Consider the following 13,851-nt stretch of genomic DNA (forward strand, 5'->3'; position numbering starts at 1 on the left):
GGGTGGTGCGTCCAAGCGGACAGGTGCGTCATACGGTTACCTCCTCGCTGTGATCGTTGATGGACTTCTTCAGGTTGTTGGCGGCGGCTTTGATGTAGCGCTTCACCGACTCCTCCTTAATCTGGAGGCGCTGTGCAACCACGTCAGGGCTGAGGTCCTGCAGAATGCACAGGGTGATGACCTCGCGCTGCCGTTCAGGGAGGCTTTCGATGAGTTCGTCGATGCCTTCCTTAATCATTTCGTAGGCGGCTTCGGGGACTCCGATGCCTGATTCCTTTTCGGGCAGTTCATGGACGGGAACCATGACCATCCGCTTGTTTCGGCGGAACTGGTCGATGACCGCCCGCTTCACCGCGGTGCGGCCGTAGGCGGTCAGGGAACCCTGCCCGGCGGTGAGGAAATCCCACCGCCGGTACATGTTCAGGTAGACGTCCTGCACAGCGTCCTGGGCGCTGTGCAAGTCGCCTGCCTGGACCTGGGCCAGTCGGGAGAACGCCTCGATGGTCTCGAGGACGAAGGACTCGAAGTCCGCTCCCGGGACGGCCTCGCTCACGCAGCCTCCCGCGTGGCGATCGCCCGGTGGCCTGCCGGCTCGGCTGCGTCCTTGCGGAACAGCCACGCCGGCCGTCCCTGCTCGAAGCGGGCCGCGGCGCCGCCGTCGGGCAGGGACTGCGCCATCGCAACCATGGTGGCGCGCTGCTCGCGCTCCGCCCGGGTCTCGATGTGCGCCTTCACAAGCATCTCCACGACACCCTTGGCGCGGCGCATCGCGAAGAACAGCAGGACCAGCACGGGAAGTGACACCCCGCCCGCTCCCACCCAGTACGACCAAGTCATCGACCAGGCCTTCCAGTAGTGACGAACTCGTTGACGAGGGCACAGGGCCCTCATCTCTTACACGCCACAGGAGGGCCAGATCCGGATGCCGGACGGCAAGAATTTTTCCCAACTCCCCCTGCCGACCCGCCCCTCACACTGTTTCCCCAGGTCACAGGGTTGACTGGGCTGGAAGATTGATGCAGATGGGAAGGATCCGCGTCGACTCCAGGCCCCCCGGGGGGCGCGCGGGCTGGGCGGGCGTCTGGCGCTCCGAGACGAGCCGGCACCGGGGCGGCCGCTGAGGGGCGCTTTGATCGCGACGGCTCCGGTCGGCAGGGGTGAGGTGGTCTCGATCTGCTGAGCATCCATTGCGAAAACCCCCGCCGGGACGGCGAACACGAGACCGTGCTGGAGTGACCCATTACCCCGGCCTCCTGCGGATCGCTCCCCTGCAGGGAGAGACGACCTCGTCGCTGATCTGCCGCATCGCGAGCCGCTACGGGCTGGAAGCGAAGGTGTTGCGGTCCTGCTGGCACTGGCGCAACTACCAGCCTGGGCACGACGGCGGGGGCGCTCGGGCCGACGCCGAGGTGCTGCTGAACGCGGCCGGACGGCAGGTACTGACAGCCGTGTGCGGTGTCGAGGAGGACGTGTTGGCGCGGGCGTTGCCGTCCTGGGGACAGGAGGGTGCCAAGCTGCCCGACAGGGAGGACGGAGTGCCGGCGGCGGCGTGGCGGATCGGCGGCGCGGTCGCGGGGCCGGTGGCGTTCGGCTGCCGCCTGTGCGCGGCCCGGCGTACGGGGACGGTCGTGCGGGCGGTGCGATACGCGCCCCGGTGGGAGCGGGTGTGTGTCCGGCACGGGAGGTGGCTCCTGGACGCGGACGCCGACCAGCCCCTTGAGCATCTGGACGTGCGGCACCTGCCGGAAGTGACCGCTGCGCAGCGGCGGTGGGCCGGGGTGGCGCGGCGGGCGGTGCGGGCAGGAGCAGAGCCGGGGCGGGTTTTCGCGCTGGCGCACGCGGTGGTGGCCCGCTGGTGGGAGCAGGCCTTCAGCTGGGAGCGGGAGACGATCTGGCCGCGGCGCCTGCACCAGGTCGCGGGCGGCAACGCCGGGACGGACTTGGAGCGGTGGCGGATCGTGGGGCGGGACGCGGTCGTCTTCCCCGAGGTGGTGGCCGTCGCCGACGCGCTGCTGGACCCGGCCATGGCACAGCTGGCATGGCTCGACAGCGGCGCCGGGCGGCCACGGGCGCTGCCCGCCGACGGGATGTTCTGCCGCCGGCTCGGCGAGCGGGTGGACCGGGACTGGCTGGGGCCGCTGGCCGCGACCGACTACGGCGGCCCGCTGACCTCCTGGATGGGCAGCGTCATCCGCATCCGCCGCGGCGCCGGCGGACCGCCCGGATACGACAACGACCCCTGGTGGCTGCGCCAGGAAAACCAGCCCTCCACCATGGCCGGACAGCTGCGCGTGCTGGGCAAGGAGAAGAAGGCGCCCGGCTCGGGGACGATGTGGCGCTCGGCCGTGCCCGCCGAGCAGCGCGCCCAGATCACCAGCCTCGTCGACGGCGCTCAGGAGCAGCTCATCCAGCTGCGCGGGGCGCAGACCGGTTCGAGTGCGGACGTGGCCCAGCATCTGCTGCGCATCCTCAGCTACAGTGCCGCCCTGCTCGAGAAGGCCCTGCAGCACACTGTCGTGGCGGCCGTGAACGCCGGGGTGCCGCCGCAGGATGTGGCCCAGTGGGCGAAGCTGCCCTCCGGCCCGTTGGCGGACGCGCTCAAGGCCTACCAGGACGCGGGCGACGGATAGGCGCCGGTTCGCCGGGGGTTGGGCGGCCCGGGACAGGTCTTTTGAGGCGCTGGCGTGGTGGCCCGGTATTACCGCATCGCGCGGCGCCACGTGATCGAAACGCGGAAACAGCCCCCGGCCGGCAGCCGGGCCGGTTTGGCTGGGCGGGTGAGCGGCAAGGGTGCGGCGGCCGGGCCTGGCAGCAGGCCGGGACAGGTGGATGTGAACATCGGGGCCGGGTTCGAGGCGGTCTTCCTCGACCCCGTCGGGCAGGCGGTGCAGCAGCGGTGGGCGGACGCCGCCCTCGCGGTCGCGTTCGAAGACCTCGATCCGGTGTCAGCGTTCCCGGTAGTGCCGGGACGGCGGTGGGGGCCGGGGCTGTGGTGGTCGGCCACCACCGGGCGGCACGTGGCCGCCGGATCGAACGCCATGCGTACGCAGCTGATGGCCCTGGACCGCGACCCGCAGGTCACCGGCATGGCCGGACGGCCAGTACGGCTGCTGTGGCGCAACCACCGCGGTCAGGTGCGTTCCTGGGTGCCGCAGTTGTTCGCCCGCTACGTCGACGGCACCGCCCTGCTGGCCGACTGCCCCGGCCGCCCCGACACCGGCGGTGAACGCGCCCTGAAGGCCGCGCAGGCGGTGGCTGCGGCGTGCGCGGACATCGGCTGGAGCTACCGGCGCCTGGCGCCGCTGGATGAGGTGGTGGCGGCGAACCTGAAGTGGCTGGCCGGCTACCGCCACCCCCGCAACCAGGGCAGGCCCAGCCTGATGACGGATGTCCTTGAGGCATTCGCGCGGCCGCGGCCGCTGATCGAGGGCGCCGAAGCGGCCGGCGACCCGATCGAGGTCCTCCCGGCCGTCTTCCACGCCCTGTGGCACCACACACTCACGACAACATTGGAGACGCCGCTGCACGAACGGGTCATCGTCAGTCCGGGCTCCCTCCGTCGGGGCAGTGGCGCAGTGCCCGCCAAAAACCTGCACGATGGCGCCGGCGCTGGGCGTGGCGAGGAGAGCCAGGGCTGCGTCCCCGCGGCCGAGTACCCGGCGTCAGGCGCGGGGCGCGGCGGGGCTGGGCGCGGGGAGGCGGTGTGAACAGCGGCCGGCAGAGCGGCCGGCCTGTGGTGGCGGTCGGGGCACACGTCCGCTTCCGCGGATCGCGGTGGCAGGTCGTCGCCCTGGCCGGGCAGCGCGTCCACCTGGCCGGCGAGGACGGCAGTGACGAGGCGGTGCTCGCCGGGCATCTCTTCGCCGATCCAGGCTTCGCCCTGCTGGGAACGGAGGCGCAGCAGCCTCAGGCGGCGCCGCGGTGGGGGCTGTTCGAGACCGCCCCGGCCGCGGCGCGGGAGAAGGCGCTGGCCTGGCAGCGCCACATCCGGGAAGTCGAGTGCGGGTTGCCCGGCGGGCTGGGCAGCGGCGGGCCGGTGCGGGAGGAGTACGACCCCGGGCAGCACACGCTGGCCGAACGGGAACAGGCCAAAGCAGCAGAGCTGACCGCGCTCGGCTTCGGCCGGGTGTCCCGTACGACGGTGCAGCGCATGCGCCTGGCCTACCGCAAACAGGGCCTGTGGGGGCTCATCGACCACCGCACCACCCGCGGCCCGAGCCCCACCGGGCGGGCCGACGAGCGGGTCGTCGCCGCGGTCAAGGAGGCGCTGCGCCGCCAGCGCGGCCGTTCCAAAGGCACCATCAAAGGGCTGATGCCGCTGGTCGCGCACATCCTTGAGGACCGGCACGGCGGCGCGGTGGCGATGCCGGCGCAGGCCACGTTCTACCGGCTCGTCCATCAGCTCGCCGGCCCCGCCGACCATCCCGCACAGCCGGTGCGCACCCCGCCCCTCACCGAGGACGGACGGGGGCACACGCCCACCGTCGCCCTGCGGCCCGGAGAGCAGGTGCAGATCGATACCACCCGGCTCGATGTCCTGGCCCTGTTCGACGACGGCACCCTGGGCCGGCCTGAGATGACCATTGCGGTAGACGTCGCAACGCGAGCGATCCTGGCGGCCGTGCTCTGTCCGGGCGGCACTCAGGCCGTGGACGCGGCACTGCTGCTGGCGGAGATGGCCGTCCCTCACCCGGCGAAGCCCCCCTGGCCCGACGCCCTGCGCTTCACCCACACCCAACTGCTCCCCCTGGCCCGGTTGCTGACGCTGGACGAGCGACTTCAGGGCGCGGCCGCCCGCCCGGTCGTGATCCCCGAGACGATCGTCGTGGACCGGGGCAAAGTGTTCCTTTCCAGGGCGTTCACCGCCGCCTGCGAGACCCTCGGCGTCAGCGTGCAGCCCGCCCCGCCCTATGCGCCCACCGCCAAGGGCATCGTCGAGCGGACCTTCGGCTCGATCAACACCCTGTTCTGCCAGCACCTGCCCGGCTACACCGGCTCCGACGTCACCCGCCGCGGGCGCGACGCCGAACGCGAGGCGTGCTTCACCCTCGCGCAGTTGCAGGACCTCCTCGACGAATGGCTCGTGCACTACCACCACCGCCCGCACCAAGGGCTGCGCCATCCCGTGCTGCCCAAGGCCGCACTGACACCGAACCAGATGTGGGCCGCCCTCATCTCGGTCGCCGGGTACGTCCCCGTCCCCCTCACCAGGGACGACTACCTCGAACTGCTGCCGGTGCGCTGGCAGGCCATCACCGAACGCGGCATCCGCCTGCACCACCGCACCTACGACTGCGACCTCCTGGCCCCCTACCGCGGGCAGCCCTCCCCCATCACCGCCCGCGGCGGTAAATGGGAAGTCCACACCAATCCCCACGACGCCCGCCAGATCTGGCTGCGCCTGCCCGACGGCACGTTCGCCGAGATCCCCTGGATCCACCGCGCCCACGTCCACCGCCCGTTCAACGAACAGACCTGGCAGCACATCCGCACCACCGTCACCCGCCACACCGACCCCGACAGCCTTGAGGCCGATCTCGCCGACGCCCTCGACCAGCTCATGCGCCGCACCCACGCCGGTAACGCCACCGCAGGCGAACAACGCCTCCTGGCCCGCACCCAGCCTGCCCGAACACCCCTGCCCCCACCGCGCTCCGGAAGCAGCCACCCGAGCGAAACAGAGTCCGGTGCCGGCCCGGCCGGGCCCGGGACGGACACCGACAGCCTCGACGACCTCGACGAGGAACAGGACCTGGACCTGGACGCGGAAGAAGACGACGCCGACGACGGCTCGCCCGCCGTCCCCTACACCGGACTCGGTCTCTACGACGCCCGTGCGGAGGCCCTGAAATGGTGAACACCCGCCCGCCCGCCACAGCCGCCGATCCCGGCAGCAACACCACACCCGACGCCGGCCGAGCGGGGCAGTCCACAGCGGACACAATGACCGCGTCTTGGCCGGTGACCACCTGGCAGGGCTGGCACCACTTCGCCACCACGGCGCCACCCGCCCCGCCACAGCCCGGCGAAGAGCCCCGCAGCCCGGAGGAACGCCTCGACTACCACTCCGCGTTCGTCACCGTCCGCACCCCCGCCATCGACACCCTCGCCACCAGCGTGCGCACCCTGATGATCCTCGGCCGCCACCAGACCACCACCGCACGGCCCTCACTGATCGTCACCGGCCCCGCAGCAGCAGGCAAAACCACCGCCCTGCTCCACGTCGGACGCACCTGCCACCTCGCCCACACCCACCGCACCCCCACCCCGCCCGGCCACCACCCTCACGTACCGGTCGCCTACGTCCTCGTCCCGCCCGGCGCCACCGCGAAGACCCTCACCGCCGAATTCGCCCGCTACCTCGGCATCCCCACCACCACCCGCATGACCCAGGCCCAGATCACCGAAGCCGTCTGCCACACCTACAACACCGCCGGCATTCAACTCGTCCTCATCGACGAGATCCACCGCCTCAACCCCCGCACCACCACCGGCGCCCAAGCCGCCGACCTGTTGAAGGACCTCACCGAACGCATCGGCGCCACCTTCGTCTACGCCGGAATCGACGTCACCGCCACACCCCTGTTCAGCGGCGTGCGCGGCGCCCAACTCGCCGGCCGCGCCACCCTCATCACCTGCGGCCCCCTCCCCGCCCGCCACGGCAACCGGCACCCCTTCACCGACGTCATCACCGACCTCGAAAACGCCCTCGACCTCCAACACCACCGCCCAGGCACCCTCCCCCGCCACCACGCCTACCTCCACCAGCGCACCGCCGGCCGCATCGGCAGCCTCACCCGCCTCATCCGCCAAGCCGCCATCACCGCCATCTGCGACGGCACCGAACGCATCACCAAGAAAACACTGGAAGCCATCCAGCTCGACCACCTCGCCGAAGAAGCAACGCGTCCCCGGACCCGCCGACCGTCCACACCGGCATGATGCGGACGTGAAGAAGACTGGGGAAACGCCGACTGACGATGAATTCGCTGCCGTCCCGGGCCAGGTGTGGGACGTCCTGATCCCCGCCCGTGCCGGCTACCTGGCAGGAGTCTCACCGCACTACGACGAGGTGTTCCACGACGTCGCACAACGGACCGAAGACGCCGGCAGCCTCGGGAAGACGGACATCGCGGCCCTGGTCGTCTGGAAACGGCTCTCCGCACAGACGCCGTGGGTATCGGCGCTCATGTCCCTGCCCGACGCACACGTACGCGAGGTCACCAAGCGGGCCGTCACCGCAGTCCGCGACACCGCGGTACCGCGCAGTGAGGCCGCCCGCACAGGACGCAGCATCATGTGGGAACTGCCCGGCTTCCGTACCGGCGACGCCCTCGCCTCAGCCGCCCTGACAGCAGCGGCACCCACACGGATGGCCGTCTACGACCGCCGCGTCCAACACGCCCTGGACACCCTGGATCTCACCCTCACCCGCGCACCGGGACGCTACGGCCGCTACATGCAACTCCTCGACGACCTCCTCAAGCACGGCGCAGCACCCGCCGACGGCTGGACCGCACGCGACATCGACACCGCCCTGTACTGGACCGGCAAAACCCCCAACCCACCAACCACCGAACCAGGAGCTACCAGCCCCCGACCCCGCCCGAACAGTCCCTCCAACACACCGACACCAGGCCAGGCCTACGACCAGGCACAACACGCCTGAACAGCCAAAACACACCCCAGACCATTAGACGCAGAAGCTACCCGCAACACCCCGGAAATTCCCACTACAACCCACACAACCCCAGGTCAGCCCCACCCAACCCCCGCCAAAGCCCATTCTCAACGAACACCCAACCCCGCAGCTCACACCCCACCCAGCACACCAACTACCCACCCCCGGATCGACATATGACGCTCCGTCATATCCCGGTGGGGCGGGCTGAACCGTCCCGGCGGCTTCGATGTCCAGGACATGAACCACGACGAAATCGCCTGGCAGGACGTGCTGTTCAAGGGCTGCGAGGTACAGGTCACCACGGCAGTGCACGGCGCGTGCGGGATGGTAGTACGGCTGATCGGCCGAGGCGACGCAGGCTCGTGTTCGGCCTGTGGCCGGACGTCGAGCCGTGTGCATGACCGCTACGAGCGTCGCTTGCAGGATCTTCCGCTGGCCGGGTACGCGGTACGGATCCTGCTCTCAGTGAGGCGCTTCGTGTGCGCTGACGGCACCTGTCCCAAGCGCACATTTGCCGAGCAGATACCAGGGCTGACCAGCCCGCACGCCCGCGCCACGGATCGGCTGGGCGCGTTGCTGGACCGGATCGCGCTCGCGTTGGCCGGCCGGGCCGGGGCGCGGATGGCCAGCGCCATGGGCCTGACGGCGGGGCGGATGGGGCTGTTGAACCGGATCCGGGCGATGCCCGACCCGGTCTACGACACTCCGCGCGTACTCGGCGTCGATGATTTCGCCACCAAGCGCGGCCATTCGTACGCCACTGTGATCACGGATGCCCAGCGGCACCGGCCCATCGAGGTGCTGCCGGGGCGCGAGGCGGCGCCGCTGGCCGCCTGGCTGACGGCTCACCCCGGAGTGGAGGTGATCTGCCGGGACCGTGCCGGAGCCTACGCCGAAGGCGCCGCGCTCGGCGCCCCGGATGCCCTGCAGGTCGCGGACCGCTTCCACTTGTGGCAGAACCTCGGTCAGGCGGTCGACAAGTGCGTCGCGGCACACCGCGACCATCTCAGGGCCGCCACCGTACAGCCTGAACCGGAAGACGCCGCGAGTGCCACGGGCAGCACCCGTGCGGTGGCACCGTCTGACGTCGTGTTACCGACTGGGCGCCGCGCCGAGCGCATGCATGCGCATTATGCTCTGGTCCACGGCCTGTTGAACGAGGGGATGGGCCTGCGCGCCATTGCCCGGCATCTGGGCTGGGGTCGCCACACCGTCCAGCGGTACGCTCGCGCAGCCCGTTGGCAGGACGCTGTCACCGGCTGCCGCACCCGCCCCAGCCGCCTCGACGTCCACCGCACCTACCTGCAGCGACGCATCGACGAGACCGAGGGCGCTATCTCGATCAAGGAACTGTGCGAGGAACTGGCCGAACAGGGTCGGCCGGTGCCCTACAGCAGTCTCCGTGACTGGGCCCGCAGCCGTCTGCGGTGGCCCGCCGATCCTGCCAGGCCTCCGGCGCCGCCGGGTGTCCGGCAGGTCACCGGCTGGCTCACCCGCCGCCCCGCCACGCTCAGCGAGGACGAACGTCAGCAGCTCCAGACCGTTCTGAACGGCAGTCCCGAACTGGCCACCGCGCACCGACTTGTCCGCGAGTCCGGCGACATGCTCACCCAGCAGACTGGTGTCCTGCTGCCTGCGTGGATCGAGGAAGCCGTCGCGGCTGACCTGCCCGGACTGACCGGCTTCGCCCGCGACCTCACCAGCGACCTCGACGCCGTCACCGCCGGGCTTACCCTCCGCTGGAGCTCGGGCGGCACCGAGGGCACCGTGAATCGCATTAAAAAGATCAAAAGGCAGCTATACGGACGTGCTGAATTCGACCTACTTCGAAAGATGATCCTGCTTCAGTGACCGTCCGTGACGACACCCGGCAGTAAAGGCCCCGTACTTCATCGCTGATGGCGGCCGAAACGGTCGTCAGCGCCTGTTCCTGAACCCTGAAATGGCAGGTCAAGCCCAAGGGGGCCGAGAAGAGAGGTTTGGGAAAGCGTTCGGGGAGCGGTCACCGTGACCGTTCCCCGAACGGTGCCTCTTCTCGCCTCTATGTTTCGCACGGCTTTGACCTGCCGCAACAGGCTTTGGTGCCGAGTCCTGTTCCTAGACCTCGTTCAAGCGCCACGGATCGGGAAGCGAGTTCACGGGTAGGTGACGCGGTAGGCGCTGACCCAAGCGCCGATCGAGCTGTAGCCCTCGCTGTCGATGGTGATTGCGCCCCCGGTGCAATTGTGGTTATCCCACAGCTCCACCCTGGCGGGGGCCCTGGTGCGGGCGGACCTGACGGAGTCGCTCCAGCTGTCGCCGACGTAATGGCACGTCCCCGTGGTTCCGGAGAACAACTTGTCCCCGCCCGTGAAGCCCGTGGACGCGTAGGCACGCCAGTAACCGGTCGCCTGAATGCCGGTATCGGTGGAGGACGAGGCGGCCGCGGTGCTGGCGGTGGCACCGACTGACAGCAGCCCAGCCGTGGCGAGCGCGGCGGCCACGGCGGTCACCTGCTTGAACGGGATTGCCTTCTTCATCTGTTTCCCTTCGACTGACGGCACCGGTCACAAGCGAGCACGACCGGTAGGGACGGCGAGCTTTCAACGGGTTTCAGCACTGCCTCAACGCTCCGTTGAAACGGTCCGACAGCGTGGCTGTTGCAGCCAGGCCATCCGCTCCAGGTGTAGCGGCCCTGGAGTTGTTCGCCTTCGGGGCCCTGGTGTCGAACAAACAACTCGTGAAAAATGCGACGAAGCCGTCGGGCTGTGACCTGGGGGAACGGGGAGCAACGGGGAGGTGCGGCGATGCCGCGCAGAGAGCGACCGCTGGACGCGGGGGACGGTCCGTTACTGGAGTTCGCCGCGGGCTTACGGCAGTTGCGGAAGAAGGCTGGCTCTCCGCTTACCGGAGACTGGCGGAGCAGGCGCACTACGCAGTTTCGTCGGAATCGAACAAACCCTCACCGGGGGTGATGGCTCCCCGTGATCGCTGCCAGATCCCACTGGACACCGTCATAGCCAATATGGCCGAACTCGCCCGCGAACGCGGCGTCAGCCACTACCACCTGACCACACTGGCCAGAGGATGGGACCTTGCGATCCGCAGCACGGAGCACCGCTACAACGCCATCGGCCACCTCGACCTGACCTGGAACCTCTCCCCAGCCATGCAAGCCGTGACCTCGTCCCCCACCGCACTCGACCGGCTGCGAACCCTCGTCCAGATCCCCGGCCACACCAGCATCGCCGCCGCAGCACGGGCCATCTACGACGGACGCGACGGCGCCCTCAGGCAACGCATCACAAAGATCGAAAAGATTGCCGGTTTCCAGATCATCGACCGCTCCGCCAGTCTCCTCGCACCCACAGAACCCGGCGGCGCATTTCTCCGAGAAGCCACCGAGATCCTGCGGATCGCCGAAAAAGCCATCCCGAGCAAAACGGCACCTTCACTGTCGGAGGACACCGATATCTTGGAGACGGGACGCCGGGGACCGCAGGGTCAGCACAGGCAGTAGTGACACAGGTCACGTCGGGCCGCTGAAGATTTTTTGCCGGAACGGCCTGCTCCCGCCACCAGGAAGTAGAAGCACTTCCGATCCAAGGAGGGCGCAGTGGCCACGTCGTTCCCCCTTCTTAAGAGCCGGTCCGAAAACCTAGTCGTGCCCGTCTTCTTCGTCGGGCACGATCAAGCCATGGAGAAAGCGCACCTGCCGACCAGCGAGGCCGCTGTCGTCGCGATACGCGAGATCGCGAAGGAATTCGCACTATCAATGTCGGTCACCGACGACATCGGCGCGGACCAGACGTCGCGCCGTACATCGGCCGAACTTTTCACGGTGCTCGACTCCGACGGCTCGCTGCCGCACGAGGCGTTCGTGGAGCTGGAGGGATCGCCGTCGGTGAGTGTCCAGCTCTTCCCCGAGGATGACGCGAAGATCACCGTCGACGGTGTGGAGTTCCATGACGTCCCCCGCGACTCCGTCCCTGCGTTTCTCAGGTCCGTCTACGGCGGACTCGCCTCTACGAAGGGCCGGCTGTTCCCCCCTGGCCAGTGGCTCATCGTGCCGCTGCCCGGCGATAAGACCTACAAGGAGCTGATCCTGGACTTCAACCTGACGCCCTGGCTGGCCCGCAGCGCGCGCGGCTAACGGTGTAATGCAAGGTCAATGTGCCGAATCAGACCAGGTTGGGGAGGAACACGAGATGAGCGCGGATGGTCTGGAGTCAGCCTCGAACCGAACCGTTTGCGGCCAGTTTCCGGAGATCCCCGAGGATCGTCGCATCGCGGTAGAGCGGTTCCTCGCCAAGCGGCCCGAGCTCGTGCCGTATGCCAGCAACCTCCTGCAACGGCCCGACATTGCGCCGCTCGCGGTCGATATGTTGCTGAAGTTCGAGGAGTTTGAGTCGGAGGAGCGGACACGGCACGAAACCGCTCCCAAGTCCCCAAGGGCTGCCGGCACTGGCAGGCGTAATGCATGGCTGGACCATGTCGCTGCGTTGTCAAGCGGCGATCTGCGACGCCTCGCTGTCGAACTGGACAGCGGGATCAGCCAGCACCGTGACGTCGCTGATCAGTGACCGCTGGCTGTTGGAAGGCGAGCTGAGGTCTTTCGACGGACACCACATCATGATGGCCGACCCGGAGGGCAACGAGGTCTGCGTCGGCGCAGCCTCCGTCTGAGGCTCGTGGAGGGCGGGGCCACCCCCCGCCCTCTGCCCGGACTGAGCACCGCCATTCACCACCAACACATCGCGACGGCGGAACCTCACTCAGAGCAAGCGAACTCAGCACCACAGGCACTCGAGTGCTCAGGATCCACCAACACGGCGAGTGCTCACCGGGACCGAATTCACGCGTTTCCCCAGGAGCCGGTGCTCACGGAATCGCGGACCCTACAGCGCATTTCAGGGTCCGCGACTTCGTGAGCAATTCCGCGTGATCATGAGCACTGTTCGAGCAACCGCAGTTCGGTGAGGCGGGTGACCGTGGCGGGCGAGAGGCAGGCCGAGCTGTCGAGGAACTACTCAAGCGCCGGGACGAAGTCAAGCTGAGGCCAGATCACGAGGTCTCAGATGGGGTGCCGTCCGCTTCGACGCCGTACGGCCATCGTCGCTCGAACCAGTCCTGGTACGCCCATGGAACGCCAGCGTCGGCGGCCTGCACCGCGAGGCGTTCGGCGCCCTCGCGATCCCCAACCTGCTCCCGCAACTCAGCCAGCCATATCAACGCGTCGGTGTAGCCGACGTCGGCGGCCTGCGCCGCGAGGCGTTCGGCGCTCTCCCGATCCCCGGCCTCCTCCCGCAACTCAGCCAGCCTTATCAAGACGCGCGTCTCGCCGGCGTCGACAGCCTGCCGGTACAGACGCTCCGCACCCTCCCGATCCCCGGCCGCCTTGCGCAGCTCAGCTCGAACCTCCAAAGCATCGATGACGTCGGCATCGGTGGCTGCCTGCCGGTACAGGCGCTCCGCACCCTCCCAATCTCCGGCGTGCACTCGCAGCTCAGCCAGACTCCTCAAAGCGCGAGGGTCAGTATCGATAGCCTGAGCAGCGAGGCGGTCGGCGCCTTCCCGGTCCCCGGTCTCCTCCCGCAACTCAGCCAGCCTTATCAAAACGCGGGGGTCACCGGCGTCGGCGGCCTGCACGCCGAGGCGTTCGGCGCCTTCCCGGTCCCCGGCCTCCTCCCGCAACTCAGCCAGCCTCGTCATAGCGCGGGTGTCGCCACGGTCGGCGGCCTGCCGGTACAGGCGCTCTGCACCCCTCCGGTCCCCGGCCGCGTCCCGCAGCCGAGCCAGCCTCCACGTAGCGCGGGAGTCGCCACGGTCGGCGGCCTGCCGGTACAGGCGCTCTGCACCCCTCCGGTCCCCGGCCGCCTCCTGCAGCTCAGCCAGCCTCCCCAATGAGTGGGCGTCGCCGCCCTGCCGGTATAGGCGTTTCAAACGCCTTCGATCGGCCGCCTCCCGCAGCCCGGCGAGCCTTGCCAACGAAAGAGTATCGCCTGCCTTCCGGTACAGGCGCCTTGCACCCCTCCGATCCCCGGCCGCCTTCCGCAGCTCAGCCAGCCTTATCAGGGAGCGGTTGTCGCCGGCGTCGCCAGCCCGACTCCACAGTCGAATCGCCCAGCGGCGGCGCTGACGTTTGTGGGCTGCCTGAGCGAGGGCAGCCAAGTCGTCAGGGTGGGTGA

The 13,851-nt window shown here is 69.2% G+C and carries 14 protein-coding genes; 10 read left to right on the forward strand and 4 right to left on the reverse strand.

The annotated features are described in order from the left end of the window. Nucleotides 1–28 precede the first annotated feature (28 nt). Both OHT21_RS00075 and OHT21_RS00080 read right to left on the reverse strand, forming a co-directional pair. Nucleotides 29–553: an RNA polymerase sigma factor gene (locus OHT21_RS00075; protein ID WP_279543638.1), complete on the reverse strand. Its 525-nt coding sequence runs from the start codon at nucleotides 551–553 to the stop codon at nucleotides 29–31. Further along, nucleotides 550–804: a hypothetical protein gene (locus OHT21_RS00080; protein ID WP_306504403.1), complete on the reverse strand. Its 255-nt coding sequence runs from the start codon at nucleotides 802–804 to the stop codon at nucleotides 550–552. The genes OHT21_RS00075 and OHT21_RS00080 overlap by 4 nt, the downstream gene beginning before the upstream one ends. A 428-nt stretch (nucleotides 805–1,232) precedes the next feature. On the opposite strand from OHT21_RS00080, the gene OHT21_RS00085 reads away from it, so the two are divergent. The 6 genes from OHT21_RS00085 (at nucleotide 1,233) to OHT21_RS00110 (ending at nucleotide 9,535) form a co-directional block, all read left to right on the forward strand. Next, nucleotides 1,233–2,630, forward strand: coding sequence for a DNA-binding protein (locus OHT21_RS00085; RefSeq protein ID WP_328766000.1), 1,398 nt, complete (start codon nucleotides 1,233–1,235; stop codon nucleotides 2,628–2,630). A 195-nt stretch (nucleotides 2,631–2,825) separates the two neighbouring features. Then, nucleotides 2,826–3,707: a TnsA-like heteromeric transposase endonuclease subunit gene (locus tag OHT21_RS00090; protein ID WP_328773918.1), complete on the forward strand. Its 882-nt coding sequence runs from the start codon at nucleotides 2,826–2,828 to the stop codon at nucleotides 3,705–3,707. After that, nucleotides 3,704–5,857, forward strand: coding sequence for a Mu transposase C-terminal domain-containing protein (locus tag OHT21_RS00095; protein ID WP_328766001.1), 2,154 nt, complete (start codon nucleotides 3,704–3,706; stop codon nucleotides 5,855–5,857). The genes OHT21_RS00090 and OHT21_RS00095 overlap by 4 nt, the downstream gene beginning before the upstream one ends. 104 nt (nucleotides 5,858–5,961) lie before the next feature. Next, nucleotides 5,962–6,942: an ATP-binding protein gene (locus OHT21_RS00100; protein ID WP_328773919.1), complete on the forward strand. Its 981-nt coding sequence runs from the start codon at nucleotides 5,962–5,964 to the stop codon at nucleotides 6,940–6,942. Between the two features lie 7 nt (nucleotides 6,943–6,949). Next, the gene (locus OHT21_RS00105; protein ID WP_328766002.1) at nucleotides 6,950–7,669 is read left to right on the forward strand and encodes a hypothetical protein; all 720 of its coding nucleotides are present in this window, start codon (nucleotides 6,950–6,952) and stop codon (nucleotides 7,667–7,669) included. A gap of 252 nt (nucleotides 7,670–7,921) precedes the next feature. Then, a complete protein-coding gene (locus tag OHT21_RS00110; protein WP_328766003.1) occupies nucleotides 7,922–9,535 on the forward strand; it encodes an ISL3 family transposase in 1,614 nt (537 codons plus the stop codon). Between the two features lie 284 nt (nucleotides 9,536–9,819). On the opposite strand, the gene OHT21_RS00115 is transcribed toward OHT21_RS00110, so the two are convergent. Continuing rightward, nucleotides 9,820–10,203 (reverse strand): hypothetical protein, encoded by a 384-nt coding sequence (locus OHT21_RS00115; RefSeq protein WP_328766004.1) that lies wholly within the window; start codon nucleotides 10,201–10,203, stop codon nucleotides 9,820–9,822. A 485-nt stretch (nucleotides 10,204–10,688) separates the two neighbouring features. Between OHT21_RS00115 and OHT21_RS00120 the strand changes: the two genes are divergently transcribed. The 4 genes from OHT21_RS00120 (at nucleotide 10,689) to OHT21_RS00135 (ending at nucleotide 12,349) form a co-directional block, all read left to right on the forward strand. After that, complete coding sequence (locus OHT21_RS00120) at nucleotides 10,689–11,183, forward strand: hypothetical protein (protein ID WP_328766005.1); 495 nt, start codon at nucleotides 10,689–10,691, stop codon at nucleotides 11,181–11,183. A 177-nt stretch (nucleotides 11,184–11,360) separates the two neighbouring features. Continuing rightward, nucleotides 11,361–11,816, forward strand: a complete 456-nt coding sequence (locus OHT21_RS00125; RefSeq protein WP_328766006.1) for a hypothetical protein — start codon at nucleotides 11,361–11,363, stop codon at nucleotides 11,814–11,816. A gap of 55 nt (nucleotides 11,817–11,871) precedes the next feature. Beyond that, nucleotides 11,872–12,246: a hypothetical protein gene (locus OHT21_RS00130; protein WP_328766007.1), complete on the forward strand. Its 375-nt coding sequence runs from the start codon at nucleotides 11,872–11,874 to the stop codon at nucleotides 12,244–12,246. Next, entirely contained in the window at nucleotides 12,227–12,349 is a 123-nt protein-coding gene (locus OHT21_RS00135) for a hypothetical protein (protein ID WP_328766008.1), read from the forward strand. The genes OHT21_RS00130 and OHT21_RS00135 overlap by 20 nt, the downstream gene beginning before the upstream one ends. Nucleotides 12,350–12,727: 378 nt before the next feature. Here OHT21_RS00135 and OHT21_RS00140 read toward each other — a convergent pair whose 3' ends face one another. Beyond that, on the reverse strand, nucleotides 12,728–13,834 hold the full coding sequence (locus OHT21_RS00140) for a tetratricopeptide repeat protein (RefSeq protein ID WP_328766009.1): 1,107 nt from the start codon (nucleotides 13,832–13,834) through the stop codon (nucleotides 12,728–12,730). Nucleotides 13,835–13,851: the final 17 nt, after the last annotated feature.

Origin of the sequence: Streptomyces sp. NBC_00286, from assembly GCF_036173125.1 — a bacterium.
In the GTDB taxonomy this organism is placed as follows: Bacteria; Actinomycetota; Actinomycetes; order Streptomycetales; family Streptomycetaceae; genus Streptomyces.

Bases quoted from the DNA above. Each gene is read 5' to 3' on its own strand.
- OHT21_RS00125 (WP_328766006.1), top strand. From the start codon at position 11,361: ATGGAGAAAGCGCACCTGCCGACCAGCGAGGCCGCTGTCGTCGCGATA.
- OHT21_RS00115 (WP_328766004.1), bottom strand. From the start codon at position 10,203: ATGAAGAAGGCAATCCCGTTCAAGCAGGTGACCGCCGTGGCCGCCGCG.
- OHT21_RS00130 (WP_328766007.1), top strand. From the start codon at position 11,872: ATGAGCGCGGATGGTCTGGAGTCAGCCTCGAACCGAACCGTTTGCGGC.
- OHT21_RS00110 (WP_328766003.1), top strand. From the start codon at position 7,922: ATGAACCACGACGAAATCGCCTGGCAGGACGTGCTGTTCAAGGGCTGC.
- OHT21_RS00120 (WP_328766005.1), top strand. From the start codon at position 10,689: ATGGCCGAACTCGCCCGCGAACGCGGCGTCAGCCACTACCACCTGACC.